The sequence below is a fragment of the Idiomarina sp. OXR-189 genome, assembly GCF_034373425.1.
Classification (GTDB): Bacteria; Pseudomonadota; Gammaproteobacteria; order Enterobacterales; family Alteromonadaceae; genus Idiomarina; species Idiomarina zobellii.
Genome location: NZ_CP139706.1, coordinates 915,747 through 939,014, shown reverse-complemented (window position 1 = coordinate 939,014; position 23,268 = coordinate 915,747). Strand labels below are relative to the sequence as shown.

At 46.9% G+C, this 23,268-nt stretch carries 18 protein-coding genes; 8 read left to right on the top strand and 10 right to left on the bottom strand.

Going from position 1 to position 23,268, the window contains the following annotated elements; all coding sequences use genetic code 11:
* Positions 1–79: 79 nt before the first annotated feature.
* Genes UM402_RS04580 through fabB form a run of 3 tightly spaced genes read right to left on the bottom strand, consistent with a single transcriptional unit; the run spans position 80 to position 3,487 of the window.
* Positions 80–1,096 carry an aspartate-semialdehyde dehydrogenase gene (locus tag UM402_RS04580; RefSeq protein WP_053952861.1) on the bottom strand — a complete coding sequence of 339 codons (1,017 nt, stop codon included), beginning with the start codon at positions 1,094–1,096 and terminating at the stop codon, positions 80–82.
* A gap of 9 nt (positions 1,097–1,105) precedes the next feature.
* Entirely contained in the window at positions 1,106–2,251 is a 1,146-nt protein-coding gene (locus tag UM402_RS04575) for a 4-phosphoerythronate dehydrogenase (protein WP_058579447.1), read from the bottom strand.
* A gap of 21 nt (positions 2,252–2,272) precedes the next feature.
* Complete coding sequence (gene fabB, locus UM402_RS04570) at positions 2,273–3,487, bottom strand: beta-ketoacyl-ACP synthase I (RefSeq protein ID WP_058579448.1); 1,215 nt, start codon at positions 3,485–3,487, stop codon at positions 2,273–2,275.
* Between the two features lie 134 nt (positions 3,488–3,621).
* Here fabB and mnmC point away from each other — a divergent pair, with 134 nt between their 5' ends.
* On the top strand, positions 3,622–5,454 hold the full coding sequence (gene mnmC, locus UM402_RS04565; protein WP_058579449.1) for a bifunctional tRNA (5-methylaminomethyl-2-thiouridine)(34)-methyltransferase MnmD/FAD-dependent 5-carboxymethylaminomethyl-2-thiouridine(34) oxidoreductase MnmC: 1,833 nt from the start codon (positions 3,622–3,624) through the stop codon (positions 5,452–5,454).
* Here the strand turns inward: mnmC and UM402_RS04560 are convergent.
* Positions 5,428–5,724 (bottom strand): YfcL family protein, encoded by a 297-nt coding sequence (locus UM402_RS04560; protein WP_053952865.1) that lies wholly within the window; start codon positions 5,722–5,724, stop codon positions 5,428–5,430. The genes mnmC and UM402_RS04560 overlap by 27 nt on opposite strands.
* A gap of 94 nt (positions 5,725–5,818) precedes the next feature.
* Here UM402_RS04560 and fldB point away from each other — a divergent pair, with 94 nt between their 5' ends.
* Positions 5,819–6,340: a flavodoxin FldB gene (gene fldB / locus UM402_RS04555; RefSeq protein WP_058579591.1), complete on the top strand. Its 522-nt coding sequence runs from the start codon at positions 5,819–5,821 to the stop codon at positions 6,338–6,340.
* 3 nt (positions 6,341–6,343) lie between these two features.
* Positions 6,344–8,749, top strand: a complete 2,406-nt coding sequence (locus tag UM402_RS04550) for a zinc-dependent metalloprotease (RefSeq protein WP_058579450.1) — start codon at positions 6,344–6,346, stop codon at positions 8,747–8,749.
* A gap of 20 nt (positions 8,750–8,769) precedes the next feature.
* On the opposite strand, the gene UM402_RS04545 is transcribed toward UM402_RS04550, so the two are convergent.
* The 3 genes from UM402_RS04545 to UM402_RS04535 form a co-directional block, all read right to left on the bottom strand.
* Complete coding sequence (locus UM402_RS04545; RefSeq protein ID WP_053952867.1) at positions 8,770–9,162, bottom strand: acyl-CoA thioesterase; 393 nt, start codon at positions 9,160–9,162, stop codon at positions 8,770–8,772.
* Between the two features lie 52 nt (positions 9,163–9,214).
* Entirely contained in the window at positions 9,215–11,443 is a 2,229-nt protein-coding gene (locus tag UM402_RS04540) for a S9 family peptidase (protein ID WP_322295453.1), read from the bottom strand.
* Between the two features lie 134 nt (positions 11,444–11,577).
* Positions 11,578–13,725, bottom strand: a complete 2,148-nt coding sequence (locus UM402_RS04535; RefSeq protein WP_058579451.1) for a TonB-dependent receptor — start codon at positions 13,723–13,725, stop codon at positions 11,578–11,580.
* Between the two features lie 154 nt (positions 13,726–13,879).
* Here UM402_RS04535 and UM402_RS04530 point away from each other — a divergent pair, with 154 nt between their 5' ends.
* Together UM402_RS04530 and UM402_RS04525 are read left to right on the top strand one after the other, a co-directional pair.
* A complete protein-coding gene (locus tag UM402_RS04530; protein ID WP_058579452.1) occupies positions 13,880–15,526 on the top strand; it encodes a M28 family metallopeptidase in 1,647 nt (548 codons plus the stop codon).
* Between the two features lie 117 nt (positions 15,527–15,643).
* Positions 15,644–17,347, top strand: coding sequence for a GNAT family N-acyltransferase (locus tag UM402_RS04525; protein ID WP_058579453.1), 1,704 nt, complete (start codon positions 15,644–15,646; stop codon positions 17,345–17,347).
* Here UM402_RS04525 and UM402_RS04520 read toward each other — a convergent pair.
* Positions 17,329–18,030: a UDP-2,3-diacylglucosamine diphosphatase gene (locus tag UM402_RS04520; protein WP_058579454.1), complete on the bottom strand. Its 702-nt coding sequence runs from the start codon at positions 18,028–18,030 to the stop codon at positions 17,329–17,331. The two genes, UM402_RS04525 and UM402_RS04520, sit on opposite strands and share 19 nt — an antisense overlap.
* 2 nt (positions 18,031–18,032) lie before the next feature.
* Positions 18,033–18,530 carry a peptidylprolyl isomerase gene (locus UM402_RS04515; RefSeq protein ID WP_058579455.1) on the bottom strand — a complete coding sequence of 166 codons (498 nt, stop codon included), beginning with the start codon at positions 18,528–18,530 and terminating at the stop codon, positions 18,033–18,035.
* A 116-nt stretch (positions 18,531–18,646) separates the two neighbouring features.
* On the opposite strand from UM402_RS04515, the gene cysS reads away from it, so the two are divergent.
* Together cysS and UM402_RS04505 are read left to right on the top strand one after the other, a co-directional pair.
* Positions 18,647–20,026 (top strand): cysteine--tRNA ligase, encoded by a 1,380-nt coding sequence (gene cysS / locus UM402_RS04510; protein ID WP_058579456.1) that lies wholly within the window; start codon positions 18,647–18,649, stop codon positions 20,024–20,026.
* A 21-nt stretch (positions 20,027–20,047) separates the two neighbouring features.
* Positions 20,048–21,592 (top strand): M17 family metallopeptidase, encoded by a 1,545-nt coding sequence (locus UM402_RS04505; protein ID WP_058579457.1) that lies wholly within the window; start codon positions 20,048–20,050, stop codon positions 21,590–21,592.
* A gap of 79 nt (positions 21,593–21,671) precedes the next feature.
* Here the strand turns inward: UM402_RS04505 and UM402_RS04500 are convergent, their stop codons facing one another.
* On the bottom strand, positions 21,672–22,274 hold the full coding sequence (locus UM402_RS04500) for a Yip1 family protein (protein WP_053952874.1): 603 nt from the start codon (positions 22,272–22,274) through the stop codon (positions 21,672–21,674).
* Between the two features lie 197 nt (positions 22,275–22,471).
* Here UM402_RS04500 and miaE point away from each other — a divergent pair, with 197 nt between their 5' ends.
* Entirely contained in the window at positions 22,472–23,254 is a 783-nt protein-coding gene (miaE, locus tag UM402_RS04495) for a tRNA isopentenyl-2-thiomethyl-A-37 hydroxylase MiaE (RefSeq protein ID WP_063744343.1), read from the top strand.
* Positions 23,255–23,268: the final 14 nt, after the last annotated feature.

Sequence of the window (23,268 nt, the reverse complement as noted above, 5' to 3'; positions counted from 1 at the left end):
CCCTTGTTCTCTGCCCGCGCTTTGCTCTTATCTTTAACGGCGTCAGTAATAAAAACTTTATGACATACAGCCGCTTAAATTACCAGTATTCGCGAATTAAAGTTTCTGCAATTTGAATACTGTTGGTTGCAGCACCTTTGCGAATGTTGTCAGACACCACCCATAAATTTAAACCTTGAGGGTGACTAATATCTTCACGTACACGCCCGACGAACACGTCGTCTTTACCGGCAGCATCGCTTACTTGCGTAGGGAACTCTTCACGTTGTTCCATAAGCGTTACGCCAGGTGCTTCGCTTAATAACTGCTTGGCATGCTCTGCTGTTATTGGCTGACGAGTTTCAATATGTATGGCTTCAGCGTGACCATAAAAAACCGGCACACGCACCGCTGTCGCATTAACGCGCACGCTCGGATCATTAAATATTTTTTGCGTTTCCCACACCATTTTCATTTCTTCTTTGGTGTAGTCGTTATCCTGGAACACATCGATTTGCGGAATGCAGTTAAACGCAATTTGACGACTGAAGTTTTCAACCGTTGGCTGCTTTGCATTCAACAGTTCGGCTGTCTGCTTTGCCAATTCTTCCATTGCTTCTTTGCCCGCACCAGACACCGACTGATAAGTGGCAACGTTAATGCGCTCAATACCCACAGCATCATGTATCGGCTTTAGCGCAACCAGCATTTGAATAGTTGAGCAGTTCGGGTTCGCAATAATATTTCGGTTACGAAAATCAGCCAGAGCCCAGGCATTGACCTCTGGCACAACCAAAGGAATGTCAGGCTCGTAACGAAACTCCGACGTGTTATCAATAACCACACACCCCGCTTCCGCAGCTTTAGGTGCAAACTCCCGTGAAATAGAGCCGCCGGCAGAAAAGAACGCAATATCGGCATTTGACCAGTCAAAGTCATCGGCCACTAAGACTTCTGTTTCTTCACCGTTAAAGTTGACTGTCGCCCCTGCTGAACGGGCGCTTGCTAACGGGTATAGTTCGGCAACCGGAAATTTTCGCTCAGCTAGAATATCAATCATTTGTTGACCCACTAAGCCTGTTGCACCAAGAACTGCTATGCGAAACCCGTCTGCCATAAGTACTCCTTAACGGTTGACTTGTCGGGCACTAAAGCCCAACTGTAAAAATTGGATATATTGCTCGCTATTATGGCATGTAACACCCTGGTTTATGAACTCTCTGCGAGGGCTTTCTTTGCGATATTTTTTTCGTAAAGTATCAAAGCCTTCCTGTGTCTGTGCATCACGGCGGAAAAGCGCATCGTCTTCCATAATGTCGTAGTGCTGCTTGACCCAATGTGACAGCGAACTTAATGGCCATAGTTGTTTTGCGTTCAGCGCAGGCCATGTAGGGTTAGGCAACACCGCGCTTTTGTCATAATTAGTTTCAAGCTGAAAGTGCTGCAACAGAGCATTAGCAACCATTATGGCACCACCCACTTTACCTTCCAGGCTATGACCGGCAATGTGAGGAGTGGCAATGTCAACGTAGTCAACCAAAGGCTTTAAAACCTCAGGCTCTCCTTCCCACACATCGAGCACAATAAAAGGCCTTTCACCCTGCTGAGCTCTTTCCAGCAATGCGACGTTATCTATCACCGAGCCACGGCTGGCATTAATCAGCAACTGGTTTTCATGTAGCGACTGTAGTGCCGTATGCTCAAACAAATGGTGAGTCGGGTACTCGCCGCCCCGCGTCAAGGGCACATGGCAGGAAATAATATCGGCTGTAATAACGCGTTGCCAGTGGTCGTGAACTGCCTTTTCGCCTTTTTTACTCAATGGCGGGTCGTAATAATGCACGTTCATGCCAAGCGCTTGTAAGCGTTGGCCCGCAGCTTGTCCAGTATGGCCAGCACCAACAATAGCAACGTCTAAGTCAGCTAGCGAATCAATGTTTTGTCCGTTTAACCACTGCAAAACAGCACATAGTACATACTCACCGACAGAGGCAGCGTTAGCCCCCGGAGCATGTGCAAAGGCAATACCTTTTTCAGCCAGGGCTTGTGAGTCGATGTGCTCGGTACCAATAGTTGCAGAGGCCACAAAGGTTAACTTTGGGGCTTTTTCCAATAGCTCTTTATTGACTTGAGTAATAGAGCGAACCAGCAATGCATCCGCATTTGCCAGTAACTCTGGGGGAGGTTCTCTTTCTGAGAAAAAATGAAGGTTTCCTGCGCCTGACAACAACGTCGACAGCGCAGGAATGTTTCTATCGGCGACGATATTCATCGTACCAACCGATGACACAGCTTACTCTGCGTATTGGCGCATAACCAATGACGCGTTTGTGCCACCAAAACCAAAGCTATTAGACATAACCGTACGTAATGGTGCATCGGTTGTTTGACGGATGATATTCATACCATCAGCTTGTTCATCCAGCTTTTCAATGTTGATAGACGGTGTGACAAAACCGTGCTTCAACATAAGCAGTGAATAAATCGCTTCATGCACACCAGCCGCGCCTAGCGCGTGACCGGTCATAGCTTTAGTTGCGCTAATCATTGGTGTCTTTTCAGGGAACACCTCACGAATGGCTTCTAGTTCTTTCACATCGCCCACTGGCGTGCTGGTTCCGTGGGTATTCAGATAGTCAATTGAGCTGTCGACGGTTTCCATTGCCATTTTCATGCAACGAACCGCACCTTCACCCGACGGTGCAACCATGTCATAGCCGTCTGAAGTTGCGCCGTAGCCAACTATTTCACCGTAAATTTTTGCACCACGAGCTTTGGCCGCTTCTAGTTCTTCAATGACTAAAATACCGCCACCGCCGGCTGGGACAAAGCCATCGCGATCCTGGTCATAGGTCCGCGATGCTTTCTCAGGCGTATCATTGTATTTGGTACTTAACGCGCCCATGGCGTCGAACTCCATGCCCAAAGTCCAGTGAAGCTCTTCACCACCACCGGCAAAGACACGGTCTTGCTTACCAAATTGAATAAGCTCTAGAGCGTGACCAATACAGTGCGCTGACGTCGCACACGCTGAACTAATTGAATAGTTCACACCTTTTATTTTGAAAGGCGTCGCAAGACACGCTGATGTCGTGGATGCCATGCAACGAGGTACCATATAAGGCCCTACGCGCTTCACACCGCGCTCACGCAGAATATCTGCCGCAGCAACTTGATGCTCACCAGAAGCGCCACCAGAGCCAACAACCAAGCCTGTACGCGGGTTAGAAATTTCATCTTCGCTTAAGCCTGCGTCTTCAATTGCCTGAGACATAGCAATATAAGCATAAGCCGCTGAGTCACCCATAAAGCGCAATGCTTTACGATCGATATGGTCTTTAGGGTCAAGCTTTACCGGTCCCCAAACCTGACAGCGAAGTCCCATCTCCGCAAAAGATTCAGAGCGGCTAATGCCTGACTTGCCTTCACGCAAGCTGTCCAGTACTTCTTCTTGATTGTTACCGATACTTGATACGATACCAAGGCCGGTTATCACTGCTCTTCTCATTCTAAAATCCTGTCTGACATTTATACGTCGGTATAGTAACTAACGTGCTCTAAGAATGTGGTCTGCTTTGTGCACTGTTTTTAGTAATCTTGTTATTATAGCGAGCATCTGCCAATAAATCATGGGGCAAACACTTGAATTCTAAAGCGTCGGTCAAGTTTAACGAGTATGGCGTACCTGTTTCCACCACTTTCGATGATATTTATTTTTCAATAGAAAGTGGCATTGACGAAAGCCAATACGTATTTCTTAAGCACAACGGATTACCAGAACGTTGGCAAGACCTTACACACCAGCAATGCTTTACAATTGCAGAAACAGGTTTTGGTACCGGCCTTAACTTTTTACTGGCCTGGCAACAGTTTCTTGAGCATGCGCCAACTAACGGTCGCCTGCACTTTATCAGCTTTGAAAAGTTTCCCTTAACTGTTCAGCAACTGCAACAAGCTTACGCCTTACTACCAGAGGTGGAGAGTATCAGCTCGCAGTTTCTGTCTCATTACCCGTCGCCCGAAGCGGGATGTCACCGCCTGACCTTTGCCGAAGGAAGAGTTACATTAGATTTGTGGATAGGAGACGTTAACGAGCTTTTTCCTCACTGGCAGACACAAGCCAAACGTAGAGTCGATGCATGGTTCTTAGATGGCTTTGCCCCATCCAAAAATCCGGATATGTGGCAAAATCAGCTATTCGAAACCATGGCGATGACAGCTCATGAAGGAACGACTTATGCCACGTTTACGGCCGCGGGAGTGGTTCGCCGCGGACTTAACGACGTAGGGTTTGCGGTCCACAAAGTTCCCGGCTACGGCCGCAAACGGGAAATGGTGTGTGGTCAGTATCAAGGGCAAGTCGTTAAGCCCGAAACACAGAGCGTCGACCCACAGACCGATAGTGTCGTTATTATTGGCGGCGGAATAAGCGCAGCTTGCTGTGCCTTGTCGTTACATAAGCACGGCGTTACCACTAAGGTAATTGCGCCAAATTTAGCCGACGGCGCATCAGGCAATCCGCAAGGGGCCGTTTACCCTTTACTGCACGCTGAGCATACTCCCCTTAGTCGCTTTTACTGGCAAGCGTTTAGCACTGCGCTGAATACTTACCGTCAATACGTGCCCGAGCACTGGCAAGCCAGCGGCGTTTTGCAACCCGCATTCAATGAACAACGAGAGCAGCGCTTTCAAAAAGTAGCTAGTGACTTATATAACGAAACAACGGTTCGCTATTTAAACGCGGAAGAGACGAACAAAGCCGCTGGAATTGCTATCGATACCCCTGCTCTGTTTTATCCTCAAGCGGGCTGGTTAAAACCTGAGCCAGTCGTTAAGTCGTTATTCTGGCAAGCCGGTAGCGACGTCCTCAACCATAAAGCACAAAGCATTAGCCGAATGACCAACGGCGGCTGGCGTGTTTCACTGAGCAACGGAGAAAGTATTCAGGCTAAGCGTGTGGTGCTCGCCACGGGGCATAACTTTAATGAGCTGCTACCAGCAGACGTTGAACCTTTGCCGATAAAGCCGGTGCGCGGGCAAATAACTCAAGTTAAAACGACCAAAAGCCTCGCTCCTTTAAAAATGGTGCTCTGCTATAAAGGCTATTTAGTGCCTGAATCTGAAGGCATACATTGTCTGGGGGCTACGTTTAATCGTGGTGAAAAAGATTTAGCGACACGCTTGGAAGATAACGAAGACAACCTTAAGAAACTCTGCGACAACGCAAAGCAACCCTGGGCAAATGGGCTTGATGTCCATACACAACGAGCGTCGGTAAGGGCTACCACACCAGACCATCAACCTGTTGTCGGTCAACTGTGCTCAGGGCTTTACGGAATAACCGGGTTGGGTTCCAGAGGTTTTACGTCGGCGCCTTTGCTAGGCGAAATTCTGGCGGGACTAATAAGCAACGATACCCTACCGCTGACCGACGATGCTCTGGCGAGATTATCTCCCGCCCGCTTTCGCCGCTAACTTATCCATTAAGTTTTTAATGTGCGCTTGATCAGCAGGTGCAAGTTCATGGCGTGTGTCATGAACCGCCTGCTCGAGCGACGGCATTAGCTTGTCGGTATCAGCATTTCCGGACATTTCCAACTGTGCTACCACCAAGTCGAAGTGACCACGCAAATAACCGCTGGCAAATAACTCATCGTCATTACCTGAAACCACGGCCTCATCGAACACCGTTTCAAGTTGCTCGACCTGTTGATCAAAGTCCATACTGCCCTCTTCTTGATTCATACTGCGTCACAAAGGTGGGTCATTCTATCGGTCTTTTTGGTACAATGCATCCACATCCAATCGTTAACTGAAGGTCAAGGTGTAATCTATGTCACTGCAAATTGGTTTGTTTTACGGTTCTACCACCTGCTACACGGAAATAGCTGCCGAGAAAATACAGCAAGCCATTGGCGAAGACATCGTAACGTTGTTTAATATTCAGGACACTCCCCTTAAAGACGTCGAACAGTTCGACATTCTTATTTTCGGTATTTCCACCTGGGACTTTGGCGAGCTACAGGAAGACTGGGAAAGTCACTGGGATGATATTAACGATGTTGACCTCAGCGGAAAAATCGTTGCGCTTTACGGTATGGGAGACCAGGAAGGCTATACCGACTGGTTCCAAGATGCGCTCGGAATGCTACATGACGCTATTGCTGATCATGGTTGTAAACGCATTGGCTTTTGGCCCAACCAAGGTTACGACTTCGCCGCTTCTAAAGCATTAACCGCAGATAACTCGCAGTTCGTCGGCTTATCACTGGATGAAGACTCACAATATGAGTTATCTGATGAACGTATTGAGCAGTGGACAACACAAATATTAGAAGAAATAGCAGAACAACTGGGATAAACCATGCGACATATACTCTTAATTTGCCTGCTTGTATTAAGCAGCTTTACCTCGTTCAGCCATGCGGCTGAGCATAAGCCTCCGGCAACCATTGACGCTTTTACCGAGTCCTTTTCGAAACAGGACGGTTTTTTTACGTTTTATCATGATCAGACAAACGGCGATTACTACCTGCAAGTGCCTAAAAATAGTCAACCGTTTATTTTCCAGACCAGCCTTCCCTGGGGGTTGGGCTCTAACGACATCGGTTTGGACAGAGGTCAGTTAGGCGAAACCCGCTTATCGTCTTTTCATATTGAAGGCGACAAAGCGTTACTGATGCAGCACAACACCAATTATCGTGCGCAAACCGAGAACATCGCGGAACGTCAAAGTGTGAATGAAGCTTTCGCAGACGCGGTACTTTACGGTTTTAACATTGTTGCCAGTAGTGACTCGCATGTGCTCATCGACTACACACCCTACTTATTCAGCGACGTACACGGCGTAACCCAACGCTTGGCGGGCACCGAACAAGGGCAGTTTAAAGTCGATACTCAACGCTCTGTCGTTTACCCAGAGCGCAGCAAAGCCTTTCCTGAAAATACCGAACTGGAAGCAAAAGTGACCTTTGTTGGTGAAGGTAAAGGTCGCTGGGTACGCGAAACCGCTGCAAATGCAGACGCTTTAACCCTGCACTTGCACCACTCTTTTATTCAACTTCCGGATGCCGGCTACTTACCAAGAGAGTTTCATACCAACAGCGGCTTCTGGTCACACAGTTTTAAAGACTATGCAGCCCCGCTTGGCGAGTCGATGACAGTGCAATACATACCGCGTCACCGCTTACAAAAGAAAGACCCTATCGCTTCTGAGAGTGAGGCGCGCCAGCCAATCATTTACTATTTAGATCCAGGTGCGCCCGAGCCAGTTCGCTCTGCTTTATTAGAAGGTGCTAAGTGGTGGCAAGCGGGTTTTGAAGCCATTGGTTATGACAATGCGTTTCAGGTGAAAATGTTGCCAGCAGACGCTGACCCTATGGATGTTCGTTACAACGTCATTCAATGGGTTCACCGAGCCACCCGCGGCTGGTCTTACGGCTCTTCAATTATTGACCCTCGTACTGGTGAGATTCTTAAAGGTCATGTCACCTTAGGCTCACTGCGTGTGCGTCAGGATATGAAAATTGCGACAGCCTTATTAACGCCTTTCGTTGACGACAAACAAGAGTTAAAAAGCGCTGTCGAGAAAATGGCTTTAGCCCGTATCCGTCAATTGAGTGCTCACGAAATTGGTCATACATTAGGTATTGCTCATAACTTTGCAGCAAGCCCTTCTGACCGTGCGTCGGTTATGGACTACCCTCACCCATTGGTCAACTTAACCACCGACGGCACGCTGACACTCAACGACGCCTACGATGTCGGTTTGGGAGTGTGGGATAAGCAAGTCATTGCTTATGGGTACAGCGACTTCGGTGGTATGCCATCAGCAACTGACCAGTTAGCTCGCATTTTGGATAAAAACGACTCCTTAGGATTAAGCTTCATTTCTGACAGAGATGCGCGACCCGCCGGCGGTGCACACCCAACAGCACATTTATGGGATAACGGCAGTAATCCGGTTACCGAACTGGAGCGTTTACTGACAGTTAGAGCGCAAGTTCTGAATAACTTCAGCAAAGCTTTTTTAAATGACAATGAACCGCTGAGCCGACTACAGGAGTATTTCGTTCCCGTTTATCTGCTGCATCGTTATCAGGCAGAAGCGGCGGTCAAATGGCTTGGCGGCGTCAATTATGAGTATTACCTGGCCAGTGATAATACGGACGGGTACAAAGCAATTGGCGGCTCGCGCCAGCAATCTGCTTTATCTCAGTTACTCAGAACCATCAGTGCAGAAACGTTGGAAGTACCGACGCAGGTACAACAATGGTTAGTACCTCTGGCCTATGGTGAGAGCGGCTCACGCGAGCGTTTTAACGGCAACACAGGGTTAATTCCTGACCCTGTCAGCATGGCCGCCAGTGCCGCGAACCACTCACTGCAATTAATGCTAAACCCTCAGCGTTTAAACCGTTTAGCGCAGCAACATAACGCTGATGCTAATGTGCCTTCACCAGCGCAGTTGAGCTCGCAAATTTTTAAGCAGGTCTTTAACGACTGGAATGAAAACAATGCCAGCCCACTGCACCAGCGACTGGTAGCCACAGCGGTAAATGCGCTTATTAAGGCAGTTCAGCGCGCAGAATTAGCGCCCGAAAGCCGTTTACCGATGATGTCGGAAATACAGCGTATGAAAGACACGCTAGCTGCCAGCAATAACAACTTTGCGAAACAACTTGCGGCCGATATTGACGGTTTTATAGAAGATGGTGAATGGCCGAAAAACTATGAGCCTGAAGCACTTCCTCCAGGCTCACCTATCTAATTAATAACTTGCAGGGTTGCTTATAGCGACCCTGCAAAATCGTCCAGTTCGTCCTTCGTTTTACCGTGAGCCGTTGGTTTACGAGTCTCAGGGTCAATATGAACAAAGACAATATCGTCAGCTGTACAGATATTTTGCTTGGTATGCTTGTTACGCACTAAGCAAGTAATGGCTAACGAAGTGCGCCCTACCGTTTTCACTTCCAGACCAAACTCAACGACGTCGCCCTGAAATGCTGAAGTTTCAAAAGTAATAGCACCAATGTGTTTCGTTACCAGGCTTTTAGCGCCTAACTGGCAGCTGGCAAAAATGTAAGCCTCTTCGTCAATCCACTCCAGAATACGGCCACCAAACAGCGAACCTGCGAAGTTAAGATCATTAGGCATTACTAAACGGCGAGATAAAAAGCGCATAACCACTCCTTTGTTGAGAACTCTTTCGAGAAGGATATGCGCATATTATAACCTATTGTTCGCCAATGGTTTGTTGAAAAAATTGGGCGATCATCGAGTAGAGATGAATTTTTGTATGACGTCCGTTAATGGAGTGCTTTTTGCCCGGGTAGTTCATCATTTCAAATGGCTGCTCATTGTCCTGCAATTGCTTATAGAGTTTGGTGCTGTGCGTGAATAATACATTGTCATCGGCCATTCCGTGGTACATCAACAAGTCACCTTTAAGACCATCTGCGTATGGAAACACCGACGAAGCCTCATAGTTTTCACCTTCATCCGGCATGCCCATAAAACGCTCAGTGTAATGGGTATCGTACAAGCGCCAGTCTGTTACCGGCGCTCCTGAAACCCCCGCTTTAAAGTGTTCAGGCGCTTTAAACATGGTCATAAGAGTCATGTAACCGCCATAGCTGTGCCCGTATATGCCAATGCGATCCTCATTAACGTAAGGCAGAGACTTAAGGAACGTCGCTCCCGTTACCTGATCTGTTACTTCCGGCGAGCCCATGTTTTTATAAATAGGCGCTTCAAACGCTTTTCCACGGTTATCAGACCCTCTATTGTCTAACGTAAAAACAATAAAGCCCTGTTGTGTCATGTATTGAACAAAATGGTTTCCCCAACTTTTGGTTACACGCTGCGCCCCGGGACCACCATAAACGTACACCATAACGGGGTATTTCTTGGCTTTATCAAAGTCCGACGGCTTGGTCATTTTGTAATATAACGTCTGTCCATCTTCAGCGGTTAACTGACCAAATTCTGGATAATTCCAGTCGCGCAGGTAGTTAGCAAGCGGATGGCCTTTATCAATTTTATTTTCCAGTAGCCAAGCCTGTCGTTCGCCCGTAGGCCCATGCAGACTGACTTGTACGGGCTGCTCTGGCGATGAAAATGTGTCGATATAGCGGTGGAACGTCGAGGAGAACTCAACATCGTGCATACCCTCACGTTGCGTGATCTGCGTTGGGTTGTTACTTGAGCCACTATTTAATTGAGCACGATATAAATGACGTTCAAGCGGACTTTTGCGACGGGCAGTGAAATACAAAATACCGGTACTCTCGTCAATAGCTTCCAGCTCATCAACCATCCAGTCACCTGATGTCAGCTGGCGAATTAATGAGCCATCGAGTCTATAAAGATACAAATGCTTGTATCCACTGCGCTCTGACGCCCAAATAAAATGGTTATTGTCTTCCAGAAAGTAGAGGTCATTATGAAGGTTTATCCAGGTATCTGAGGTTTCTTCAACCAACACCTGTTGCTGTTGGGTATTTACATCAAAAAGACGTAAGTCCAGACGTTGCTGATCTCGACTTTGCCACTGGTAACTCAACCTCTCGCTGTCATTCAGCCAATTGACCCGGGTTAAATACCCGTCACCCAATTCATCTAAACCAAGCCATTGCGTGGAAGCATCAGCAAGTTGGTATACTCCCAAGTCAATATTGACATTATCCGCACCGGCAAACGGATAACGCTGTTTAATCACCTTAACGGTATCAGCGTATATTTCAGTTCGGGTCGCTACTGGCACAGGGCTTTCGTCGACGCGCGTTAAGGCAATAGCTGACTCGTCAGGCGCCCACCAGTAACCGGTCATACGCTTCATTTCTTCCTGCGCAACAAACTCCGCCATGCCGTATTTAACTAACCCACCACCTGCAGTAGTTACTGCCGTCTCTTTTCCGCTCGCTAAATCGATATAGAAAAGGTTTTGATTTCTAATAAAAGAGACGAAATTTCCTTTTGGGGACAAACGAGCATCGGTTTCAAAAGCTTCCGTTTCAGTCAACTGAGTCACTTCAGTATTTTTTACTGAATAATAGAAAATATCGCCGTTGTAAGGAAACAATATGGCATCACCACTTTTTGACCAACTGTACTCAATAATACCGGATCCGCTAATACGCTGACGCTCTCTACGTGCTTTCTCTTCTTCCGATAACTCCTGTGAGCTGGAAGTGAGCTCATCCGCTGCAACCAGTCGTGTGTGCTCTGCTTTTTTAATGTCGTATAGCCACAAGTCATAACGGTCCGGGTTCGATTCACTGCCCTTTAAGTACGACAAATAATTATCGCCGGGCGCAAAACGCAATGACCGCGGCTTTTCACCAACCAACGACGGCGCGCTAAACAAACGCTCTATGGTTAACTTCTCTGCGTACACAGACGAACTAAAGACAACAATACAGGCACCAACAAAAGTGGTGAGAAAACGAGATGCGAGAGACAAAACAGCTACCTTAAAGTGGTTTGTTAAACAACTGTTAACAATGATAGCAAACTCACTATAAAATGTCGGTGACTGTGCGATGAATTGACGGGAAAACACCGCCACTGAATGCCAGTAGCGGTGTATTAATTTGATTAAAATGTAATAGATACACCTACCTGGAACCGACGGCCCATTACCGGGGCGTCTTCTTTCAGGTATGAGCTGTGCACTAAGCCAAGCTGGTTCGTTAAATTTTCACCTTTCAAGTAAAGGGTTGCACCGTAATTCGCTAACCAGTTTGGATACATATTTACGCGTGCATTTAACAGCCCGTAAGCATCCGTTTCTGATTCATTTATAGCCACATTGTCCTGAGAAAAGTAACGGGTATAACCTAAAGAGCCATCCCAACTTTGTGCCTGATACCGCACTTCAGCTCCCAGACGTTGAGCCGGAATTCGAGCTAAATTACCACCGTCACGCTGTTTCGCACGTGTGTAGTCACTGAAACTATGGACTGACCAAGCGTCACTTAATTGCCAATCTAGCTCAAGCTCATAACCGTAAAGCTCCGCATCTAACTGATTAAACTGAACTACCTGTAAGGCTTCGGCATGAGCGTGATCTTCTTCAGAGTGTTCTTCTCCCTGATGTTCATCGTGATCGTCATCGCCATGAATCTGCTCACTAGTTATGCCAACAAAGTCATCATAAATAAAGTCATCAACACGGTTATAGAACACATTAAAATTCGCATGGAATGTATCTGTTTCATAATGCACACCAAGGTCCAGGTTATTTGAGCGCTCGGTTTCGATACGATGTTCAGCGGCTTCTATATGATACTCACCCGACTCTTCTTCATGCAGTTCATAGCCAAGTCCTAACTCATAGGTTCGAGTCGCAAAGTGGTTACCATTGGAAAACACTTCAGTGCCACTGGGTGCCCGTTCAGCATGACTTAAATTAACGGATACAGACGTATGCTTATCAAAGTGGTACAAGTAGCCCGCCGATGCCGAAACCGCGCTGAAAGTATTGAGTTGCCAATCTTCGCTGGCTAACGACGTACGTTCATAACGTGCACCCAAGTCAACATGATGCTCACCAAATTCCTGCTCAACCACCCAGAAAAGCCCTTGCGTTCTGCGGGAAGTATCCGGTGTGAAAGCTTCTTCACCAATCGCTGACTTGTCACTAATGTCCCACTGCCAACCGACAGCACCAGACCAGCCCGCTAGTTCCTGGTGACGTGCCGTTAAACGAACTTCTTTTTGCTGATTTTCAAACTGGGTTGCGACGAAATTTTCTTCGATTTCCTGGTGTTGATAGTCGGTAATAGCGCCTCGGAAATCCACTTGCTCAATACCGCTGAAAGGACTTCTCCATTGACCCGCAAGCTGAATGCGATCCTGCTCTAAATTTGCATAAGGACCATGAGCTTCGTGAGACTCTTCTTCATGAACTTCATCAGAGTGCTCTTCTTCGTCCCCTTCCTCATGATGACCATGTCCCGGAATACCATAGTCCTGCGACAGTCCTTGATAAGACAGTCCAACAAAGCCATTATCAAACTGATAGCTCACACCCAAGGTGCCGCCCTGTGCCTCAACGAAACTGTTTTCAATGGAGTCAACACGTTCGCCTTCATCATTAATAAACGAGGCCGTTTCATAGTCTTCGGCGTCTCTAATAAATGCATCGGTATATAATGCCCAGGTGCCATTACCTACTTGTAGGTCGTACGATGCTTCTTTGTTGTCGTTATTTGACGACAGTGAGCCATTCACATTACCTTGCAGCCCATAAACCGGTTCGCTCGGAATACGATTATCGACAACGTTGATAACCCCGCCAATAGCACCACTACCGTATAGAAGTGTTGCCGGGCCACGCAGAACCTCTATTTGCTCCGCAGTACTGGTTTCGGTTGTCACTGCGTGGTCGGGGCTTCCGCGCGAGACATCACCGGTATCTAAACCGTTTTGCGTTATTTTGACGCGTGGACCACCAAGCCCACGCACAATAGGGCTACCCGCCACATTAGCAAAGTGCGTGTTATTAATTCCTGGCTCAGAAGATAAGGTCTCCCCTAAGCTGTGCGAATGTTTTTGCTTTAGCTCATCACCAGAAATAATACTGACCGGCTGAGTCGACTCTAATGCCGTTTTTCCCAACGGGTTAGCTGTTATGGTGATAACCTCGGTGGGATCCGGGTGCTCATGCTCATGCTCCTGGTCTTGCGCTAATGCCGTCGATGAAACAGCGAGAATAGCTAAAGTTAATGTATTCAGCTTCATGACAAATCGCCCTTCTTGATTGTGTTACATTATAACATTACGTAAACCAACAACATTTTGCAACACTCTTTTAGCTGTAATCTATGGTTGAATGCTGTTGGCTCAGGTACAATCGATTAGATTCTCGAGAACAATTAAAACCAGAGGACAACTCATGAAATTCTCTCGTATCCTTGCACCAGTAGCGTTCAGCGTATTCGTTGCCGCTTGTGGTGCACCTGAGACTCAGTCTCAGACAGTTAGTGTCAGCGCTAAAGAAGCCAACATTCGTTCACACCTTGAGTTTTTAGCTGACGATGATCTTAAAGGCCGCCAAACCGGCAGCGAAGGCCATGAAATTGCATCGAACTATATAGTTTCTGAATTTAAACGCCTGGGTTTAGAACCAGCCGGCGATGACGGCACCTACTATCAGCGTATTCCCTTTCGTAAAAGCACCTTAAAAGAAAATAGTGCGTCAATGACTTACGAAGTAAATGGTGAAGCCGTCGAATTCGAATTCCCGAAAGAGTTTATTACCGGCCCAAGCCATTACAGCGAGCAAGACCAGGTATCTGCACCTTTGGTATTCGTTGGTTATGGTATGGAAGCGCCAGAGTTTGGTCTTAACGATTACGAAGGCTTAAACGTTGAAGGCAAAATTGTCGTCATGTTAACAGGGCGCCCTGAGTTTTTACCCAGTGAAGAAGGCGCTCACCTGTCTAACATTAAGTCTGACATCGCTCGCGAAAAAGGCGCTATCGGTATTATTACCTTGCATACGCCTGTGCGCGAAGAAGTCCGCAAATACGAAACCAGTGTTTATTATACGAAAACACCTCGTATGACCTGGTTAGGACCAAACGGACTTCCTAAAGGTCAGGAGCAGCAAATTAGTGGGTCTGCTTATTTAGATGACGAGCCAGCCAAACGTTTGTTTGCGAACGCGCCAACAGAATTAGATGCTATTTTCACAAAGATTCAGGAAGACCCGGACTTTTCACCAAAAGGTTTTGAATTAGACGGGAAAGTGACTCTAAAACGTGAATCTCGCCATGAAGAAATTAGCAGCCCGAACGTTGCCGCTGTTTTACCAGGCTCTGATGAAAAGCTTAAAGACGAGTATGTTGTTTACACTGCCCACTCCGATCATATTGGTGTCATTAAAGACATGAGCCGCGAAGACAACATTAATAACGGTGCTATGGATAACGCCAGTGGCGTGTCTGTCATGCTCGAAACAGCCCATTTATTCGTCGAGTCAGACAAAGAGTTCAAACGTTCTATTATGTTCTTGTCAGTAACTGCTGAAGAGAAAGGCTTATTAGGCGCTGATTACTTTGCCAATAATCCAACCGTTCCGTTAAACAGCATCGTCGCTAACGTGAACCTGGATATGCCGGTATTGCTTTATGACTTTGCTGACGTTGTTGCCTTTGGTGCATCGCATTCAACGCTTGGAGAAACAGTTAGCAAAGCGGCTAAAAAATACGATACTGCGCAAAGCCCGGATCCTATGCCAGAGCAAGCAATTTTCACACGCTCAGATCACTACACATTGGTTAAGAAAGGCATACCTGCCGTATTCTTAATGACTGGCTTTAACTCTCGTACCGAGGGTGAAGACGGCGGCGAAGTTTGGGGTACGTTCTTCGCTGAACATTACCATAAGCCGAGTGACGGACTTAACCTCGATATTAACTATGAAGCAGGTGCGCGCTTTACTAATATCAACTTCGCTATTGGTGAGGAAATTGCGAACGCAGCGCAACGCCCACAGTGGTTGGAAGATTCTTTCTTTGGAAAGCAGTTTAACGACTAATATTTTTCAAGTGATAGGTAAGAGGGAGCTATTTAGCTCCCTTTTCTTTTTAGAATTCACAAAACTGTCACTCAACCAATTTACAGTCAGGCTTACAGGTAATACTTGGAGCTTGCTATGTTATCCGTCGAACAGGTTGTCAATAATAAACTCCCCCAGCTAAAAAGAACGCCTTGGCTAGAAAAGCCAGCAACTTGGTTGTTACGCCACCTATTACATGAAAAAGACATACAGCAGTTCGCTAATAGTCTACCGCCTCTCGACGGTATCGACTTTGTTGAGCACGTACTCGACTATTTTAATTTTAGCTATTCTTATGCCTCGAAAGATCTCGACAACATTCCCTCTATGGGTCGCCTCGTCATTATCGCCAATCACCCTATTGGCTCTCTTGACGGTCTGGCACTGTTAAAGCTGGTTAGTGAGGTACGTGGCGACGTAAAAATTGTGGCGAACGACTGGTTAACAGAACTTGAACCTCTCAAGCCTATGTTACTGCCGGTCAACGTATTTAGCGAAAAGCCAAAACCCAGTGATCTTAGAAATATTCGTGAACAGTTGCATAACGAAGGCTGTGTTATTATTTTTCCCGCTGGTGAGGTGTCGCGTATGAGACCTAACGGCATCAGAGACACTCGTTGGGCCACAGGCTTTCTCAAAATAGCTAAGTCAACACAAAGTGATATTTTACCGATTCGTTTAAATGCTCATAACTCAGCCTGGTTTTATACAGCCTCTATGGTTTATAAACCACTGGCAACAGCCTTGTTAGTTAAAGAAATGTTCCGGCAACAAAAAAAGCAGGTTCATTGTGACATTGGAGAAAGAATTCCTCTCTCCGCTTTTAATCAGCCAAATATAAACTTGAATCAGCAAGTAAAATTATTCAAAAAACACCTTTACCGTCTCGGCTCTGAAAAACCGTCTATTTACCCCACTCAAACTGCAATCTCACGGCCGGAACCAAGACAGCCACTAAAAGCGGCGATTGAATCATGTGAGCTTTTAGGCGAAACCCACTGCGGGAAAAAGATTTACTTATATGAATTCAACGGTAGCTCTCCCATTTTGAGAGAAATAGGTCGTTTACGAGAATTTGCTTTTCGAACCGTTGGCGAGGGCACCTGGAGTCGACGCGATCTTGATGAATACGACACTTGGTACATGCATTTAATCTTATGGGATCCAGATGATTTAGAAATTGCCGGGGCTTATCGTCTTGGTGACTGTCGGAAGATCATTCAAAGTAAAGGTCGTGACGGCTTATACACCAATAGCTTTTATCGTTTTGAAGAGAGTATAAAATCTATTTTCGAAGAGGGGCTAGAGCTAGGGCGCTCCTTTGTTCAGCCTCGCTACTGGGGCAAGCGCAGCTTAGAATACTTATGGGTTGGTATAGGCGCCCTGCTTCGCAATCACCCTCATTATCGTTACCTGTTTGGCTCGGTTAGTATCAGTAATGCGCTACCTAAAGATGCCCAAGCGGCTTTGGTTCAGTTCTACTCGGCACACTTTCCTCCAGTTAAGCCATTAGCAACAGCCAACCTCCCTTATCAGTCAACTCAGGAGTCAACAACGCCCACGTTCTCTGGCTCCAACTATTCAGAAGAGTTTTCACAACTCAAAACGTACTTGGCGAATATCGGGGTTTCCATACCTACGATGTACAAGCAGTACTCTGAATTATGTGAAAAAGGTGGGGTTCAGTTTTTGACCTTTGGTATTGACCCGGACTTTAATAATTCCATAGACGGACTTGTTCTAGTAGACATACATAAATTGAAAGAGAAAAAGCGAAAACGCTATTTAGAAGCTCGATAAACACTGGCCTGAGTATACCAGTCGCCCAGAACAACACGTTTTGCCGGTGTGCCGTCACTCAACTTAAAACAATGTATGGCAGGTCGGTGGGTATGTCCGTGGATAAGTTGATTCACCTGGTGTTTTTCCATCACCTGCAGCACCGCGGGGTGTTGAGCATCCATCTGATACAGCTGCTCAGACGTTAATTGAGGCCGCTGGCTGTTTGAGCTTTGCCTTAGTTTATTGGCAATACGCATACGCCATGACAACGGTAAGTTTCGTAAAACTCCGGTAACTACCGGGTTTTGAATGACTCGCCGGTAACGCAAATAGCCTTTATCTAAGGTACACAGCGTATCACCGTGCATCAGTAAAACCCGTTCACCATAAAGGTTAATAACGGTTTCGTCTGGCAGTAAGGTGATACCGGTTTCAGTGGCAAATCGCTCGCCAACCATAAAGTCTCTATTGCCTGCCATGAAATAGATTTTTACACCCGAGTCACTGAGACGCTTAATTTGAGACTTTATTTGAAAGGCAAAATCACTGCTGTCATCATCGCCAAGCCAGGCATCGAACAAGTCCCCCAGAATATAGAGAGCATCTAAACCAGTGCTTTGCTCACAAAAGTTCGCGAAGGCGTCCAGAATGTCCGGACGCCCAGGACTTAAATGTAAGTCAGCGATGAACGCAGTTGTCATAGCTAGTCGTTAACAGAGACTTTTTCGATAACAACGTCTTCAACCGGCACGTCCTGATGGAAACCTGCCGAGCCTGTTTTCACATCTTTAATGGTATTTACAACATCCATACCGTCAGTAACTTCGGCAAACACGCAATAGCCATAACCGTTTGGTGTTTCATTCTGGAAGTTCAAAAAGTCGTTGTTATTCACGTTAATGAAGAATTGCGAAGACGCAGAGTGAGGATCTGGCGTGCGGGCCATTGCCACCGAGCCAACAACGTTAGGTTTTGCAGTTGGTGCTTCGTTCTCAATATTGTCACGAGTGTCTTTTTGTTTCATACCCGGCTCAAAACCACCGCCCTGCACCATGAAATTACTAATCACACGGTGGAAAATGGTGCCGTCGTAAAAACCGTCACGCGCGTATTGCAAAAAGTTATCGACTGTTTTTGGAGCCGTATCTTCATGCATTGCTAAGGTAATATCGCCAAAATTTGTGTGTAAAATGACCTGCATTTTTTCTACCTGTTTCCTGTAACAAACCAGCCGATAGTGTACCAGAGCCAAGGCATCGGTGGTATCATAGGCGCTTTATTTTCATTCGTATCGGCAGAGAATTAAGAGATTTCATTATGGCAATCACCCTTTTTAATACCCTGACACGCAAGAAAGAGTCATTCGAGCCTATTCAGCCGGGGCACGTTGGCATGTATGTTTGCGGGGTCACAACATACGATTATTGCCATATTGGTCACGCCCGCACTTACGTTGCTTTTGATATTGTCGTGCGCTATTTGCGCAAGCTGGGTTATAACGTCAGCTATGTCCGTAACATTACTGATCTCGACGACAAAATCATCAAACGGGCAGCGGAGAACGGCGAAGACTTTCACGCATTAACATCACGCTTTATCGATGCGATGCATGAAGACTTCGATGCGTTAAATCTGCTGCGTCCGGACATTGAACCCAAAGTTACTGAACACATGGATGAGATTCTAAAAATGATCCAGGATCTTATCGACAGTGGTAATGCCTATAAAACCGACAGTGGCGACGTTTTGTTTGATGTGTCGACGTTCAAAGAGTACGGCAAGCTCAGTCGTCAGGACTTAGAACAACTGCAGTCTGGTGCTCGAGTCGATGTCGATGAAGAAAAAGACGACCCGCTTGACTTTGTCTTGTGGAAAGCAGCGAAAGCCGGCGAACCTGCTTGGTCATCGCCTTGGGGTGAGGGTCGTCCGGGTTGGCATATTGAGTGTTCGGCCATGAACAAAAAACACCTAGGCACCACCTTCGATATTCATGGTGGCGGGTCAGACTTGGCCTTTCCTCACCACGAAAATGAAATTGCGCAAAGCTGCTGCGCCAACCATTCGGACTATGTGAAGTACTGGATGCATAGTGGCATGGTGCAGGTGGACGACGAAAAAATGTCGAAATCTTTAGGCAATTTCTTCACTATCCGCGAAGTGTTAAAAGCCTATGATGCGGAAACTGTGCGTTATTTCCTTCTGTCGAGCCACTACCGTTCACAATTGAATTATACCGAAGAGAACCTGAACCAAGCGCACTCGGCACTTGAGCGTTTGTATACCGCATTGCGGGATATTGAGCCGAAAGAGGCTTCTGAAGCGTTAAGACGTGACTACTGGCAGAACTTCCAGAGCGCCATGGATGACGACTTTAACGCACCGGAAGCCATGAGTGTGCTATTTGACATTGCTCGTGACATTAACCGTCACCGCGATAGTGACTCAGATAAAACAGCACAGCTTGCGTACATTTTAAAAGAATTTGCAGAGGTTATGGGATTACTGCAGCGTGATCCAAACCAGTTTCTTCAAGGCGACGATGACGACGTTGCCAAAATTGAAGCGCTTATCGCCAAGCGAAACAATGCGCGTGCAGAAAAAAACTGGGCCGTAGCAGACGAAGCTCGTGACGAGCTAACTGCCATGGGTATTGAATTAGAAGACGGTCCTGAAGGCACTCGCTGGCGTCGCGCTTAACCATTTAGAAATGAGGTATTTATGGCATTTCCAAAATTAGACGTAGTCAGCTCACTTGCTGACGCTTATTCAAAAGACGGCACTGACGCACTGATTGTCATCGGTCATTTTGACACTATTGATGACTCAGCATTAGCTGAAAAAATTCAACAAGCGAAAACAACCGATCAGCGCGTTGGTAGCGATGTATTATTGCTCCAGGCTGAAGGTGTTCCTGGCCAACGCTTAGTAACGGCGCCAACAGGCCCACTTAACCGAGACTTCGACGACGTTCGCCAAGTCTTCGATGCGGCACATAAAGCGGCAAAAATTGCCCAAGACGCCGGTGCTCGCCATCCGGTTATTGCCTTAAATAATGTTGATATCAATGATACCCGCTACCAGCAGGCTTTCTTAGCCGCCTACTTGGGTGTCTGTCAGTCACTATATCAACCGTTAGAAGCGCGTGAAGCACATGGCGAAGAAGCGATTGAGCCAACAGAAAACGTGACTTTGGTTGGTGAACTCGATGCTGACTGGGCCATGGCTGTTGAAGCAGGCAAGCGTGTTGCCCGCGACTTAGCAGGTACGGAGCCTGAGCGCATGGCGCCACCTCGCTTTGCAGAATACTGCCGTCAGGCATTCGCACATACACCGGTGAAAGTCAGCGTTATCGACGACTCTCAGCAGTTACAACATGAGTACCCGTTACTGGCAGCTGTTGGCCGTTCATCGATGGCTGTTGAGCGCCATCGTCCCTGCGTCATTCGTTTGGAATATCATGGCAGTCAGCCTGAACGCACAGTTATGTTTGCCGGTAAAGGCATTGTCTATGACACCGGTGGTGCAGATTTAAAAACCGGTGGTCACATGGCAGGTATGAGTCGTGACAAAGGCGGTGCTGCGGGTGTTGCCGGCTTTATGAAAACCGTTGCTGAGTTGCAGCCTGAGCATTTAAATGTCATTGCCGAGATTGGTGCTGTCCGCAACAGTATTGGCTCTGACGCTTTTGTCGCCGACGAAATTATTACCGGCCACAGCGGCAAACGTGTTCGTATCGGTAATACTGACGCTGAAGGTCGCTTAATAATGGCTGACTTGCTGTCTCATTTACGTGAAGAGGCTGCGCAAACAGACGGTGAACACGAACTCTATACCGTCGCTACATTAACTGGGCATGCAGCGCTGGCCAAAGGACCATACAGTGCATTGGTTCCTAACGGTCATGCACGCCGTCAAAAATTACCGGACGCGTTATTTGACGCCGGTGAAACCTATGGCGATCCAACTGAAATTTCCTGGTCGCGTCGTGAAGATTTTGACTTTGTGAAGGGCCGTACCTTATGTGATGACTTGTTGTCATCCAATAATGGTCCGTCAGCAACAACGCCACGAGGCCACCAGTTCCCAATGGCATTTCTGGTTGGTGTTTCCGGCCTGGATAACCACGGCATTGATAGCTCACGCCCACTTAGTTATATCCATATCGACATTGCTGGCAGCGGTGTTGAAGGTGGTGACTGGCAACACGGTAAGCCAACTGCTGCGCCGGTAACTTGTCTGGCAGGCCATTACCTTAAGAAGTAAAAGTCTGTCCTTAAATACAAAAAAGCTCGGGCCATGCTTCATGGTATCCGAGCTTTTTTATTGAACTTAAATGCTTCTATTAACCTGACACAAACTCCGGCCCGAAGCCATTTGTCCAGAGAATAGCGGTTGTTACCATCAGTACCACCATGGCAATTAAGCCGGCAGTAACGACTGAACTCGCGTATATAAAGCCGCGCTCTTCAGGAATATGCATAATAACCGGCAAACCTGAATAAAGTAGATAAACTGAATACGCGACACCACCCAGGAACACCAAGGCCACAAACCAAAGTTCAGGGTACAGTGCTGCAACCCCCGACATAATAACCGGTGTTGCTGCATAAGCGGCAAGCTCCAGCGACTTGGTATAGCTAGGATCCGCTCCAAAGGTTTTTGCCATCCAGTAAATTAAATACGCTAATGCAAAAGTTGCAGCAATAATGCCTACATACATTGCGACAGCGAGCATTACCGCACTGTTTTCGGCAAGGTAAATAGACTCTCGAGCTCCCACGCTCCAACCAATTTTTGCCGAGGCATAAAACGCAGCCAGGCATGGCAATATAGCCACTAACAGAGTATGTGAACACGAATACATAAAGCTTTCGCGTTTACTGTCTATTGTCTTCCACTCTTGAACCGGGTGTGCGTACAAACCCCAAATATGATTCAGTATCATAACTTCACCTTCCCCGTAACACGCGGTCATACCGCCCAATTCGTAAATACGTTATAATTATTAGATTCAGGTACTGCTGAAAAATTCACCCATACGACTAATATTCAGCACTAAACTAACACTGTCAAGTACTTTTGATATAAGTTTAGTTCACTTTTGTTAACATTTTTAATCAATTTAACTGGGGAATGTCCGTTTTGAATACCGCTGTTGTTTCGCCCTATTTACCGCTTCTTGAACCCATTAATGAGTTTTTACTATGCACAACTCCCGATGAGTGGATACAAGAAGCTGCGAAAGCAGAAAACTTGCCCATCATTTTGCTCGATCACCTCCATTGTGAGCTAAAAGCAGCTCAGAGCGCCGCTTTGTTATTGCGACGCTATGCGGTGTCAGACAGTCATGGACAGTTGATTCTGGATGCACTACAGCCATATGAAGATCTCGTCTACAGAGGTATTGGTAACTTAAACGATGTGCAGAAAAGCAAGCAGTTATCTCATGCGTTAAAAGCGGCAGAGTCACAACCTTTTGCTGACGACATTATTGATCGCATGTCGCGTTTAATACGCGAGGAGCTTCACCACTTTCAGCAGGTTTATGAAATTATGGAAGCTCGGAACATTCCGTTGCAGAAGCTCACGGCATCACGCTATGCAAAACAGTTGCTGCAAAAGGTTAGAACTTACGAGCCTGAAGCACTTATTGACAAGCTGATTATCGGTGCACTCATTGAGGCTCGCTCGTGCGAGCGCTTTGCGGCCTTGGCACCGTACCTGGACGAAGACATAGCCCGTTTTTACGTGTCATTACTGCGTTCAGAAGCTCGCCACTATCAAGACTACCTGGAGCTTGCACAAAAGCTCAGTGAAACCGATATTAGTGACAGAGTTAACCAGTTCAGAGAGTGGGAGGCTGAGTTGATTCGTTCGAAAGACGCTGAGTTACGCTTCCATTCAGGAGTTCCGGCGTACGCCTAATGCGCACGCCGGCT

Bases quoted from the DNA above. Each gene is read 5' to 3' on its own strand.
- UM402_RS04580 (WP_053952861.1), bottom strand. From the start codon at position 1,096: ATGGCAGACGGGTTTCGCATAGCAGTTCTTGGTGCAACAGGCTTAGTG.
- UM402_RS04575 (WP_058579447.1), bottom strand. From the start codon at position 2,251: ATGAATATCGTCGCCGATAGAAACATTCCTGCGCTGTCGACGTTGTTG.
- fabB (WP_058579448.1), bottom strand. From the start codon at position 3,487: ATGAGAAGAGCAGTGATAACCGGCCTTGGTATCGTATCAAGTATCGGT.
- UM402_RS04560 (WP_053952865.1), bottom strand. From the start codon at position 5,724: ATGAATCAAGAAGAGGGCAGTATGGACTTTGATCAACAGGTCGAGCAA.
- UM402_RS04550 (WP_058579450.1), top strand. From the start codon at position 6,344: ATGCGACATATACTCTTAATTTGCCTGCTTGTATTAAGCAGCTTTACC.
- UM402_RS04545 (WP_053952867.1), bottom strand. From the start codon at position 9,162: ATGCGCTTTTTATCTCGCCGTTTAGTAATGCCTAATGATCTTAACTTC.
- UM402_RS04535 (WP_058579451.1), bottom strand. From the start codon at position 13,725: ATGAAGCTGAATACATTAACTTTAGCTATTCTCGCTGTTTCATCGACG.
- UM402_RS04530 (WP_058579452.1), top strand. From the start codon at position 13,880: ATGAAATTCTCTCGTATCCTTGCACCAGTAGCGTTCAGCGTATTCGTT.
- UM402_RS04525 (WP_058579453.1), top strand. From the start codon at position 15,644: ATGTTATCCGTCGAACAGGTTGTCAATAATAAACTCCCCCAGCTAAAA.
- UM402_RS04520 (WP_058579454.1), bottom strand. From the start codon at position 18,030: ATGACAACTGCGTTCATCGCTGACTTACATTTAAGTCCTGGGCGTCCG.
- UM402_RS04515 (WP_058579455.1), bottom strand. From the start codon at position 18,530: ATGCAGGTCATTTTACACACAAATTTTGGCGATATTACCTTAGCAATG.
- cysS (WP_058579456.1), top strand. From the start codon at position 18,647: ATGGCAATCACCCTTTTTAATACCCTGACACGCAAGAAAGAGTCATTC.
- UM402_RS04505 (WP_058579457.1), top strand. From the start codon at position 20,048: ATGGCATTTCCAAAATTAGACGTAGTCAGCTCACTTGCTGACGCTTAT.
- UM402_RS04500 (WP_053952874.1), bottom strand. From the start codon at position 22,274: ATGATACTGAATCATATTTGGGGTTTGTACGCACACCCGGTTCAAGAG.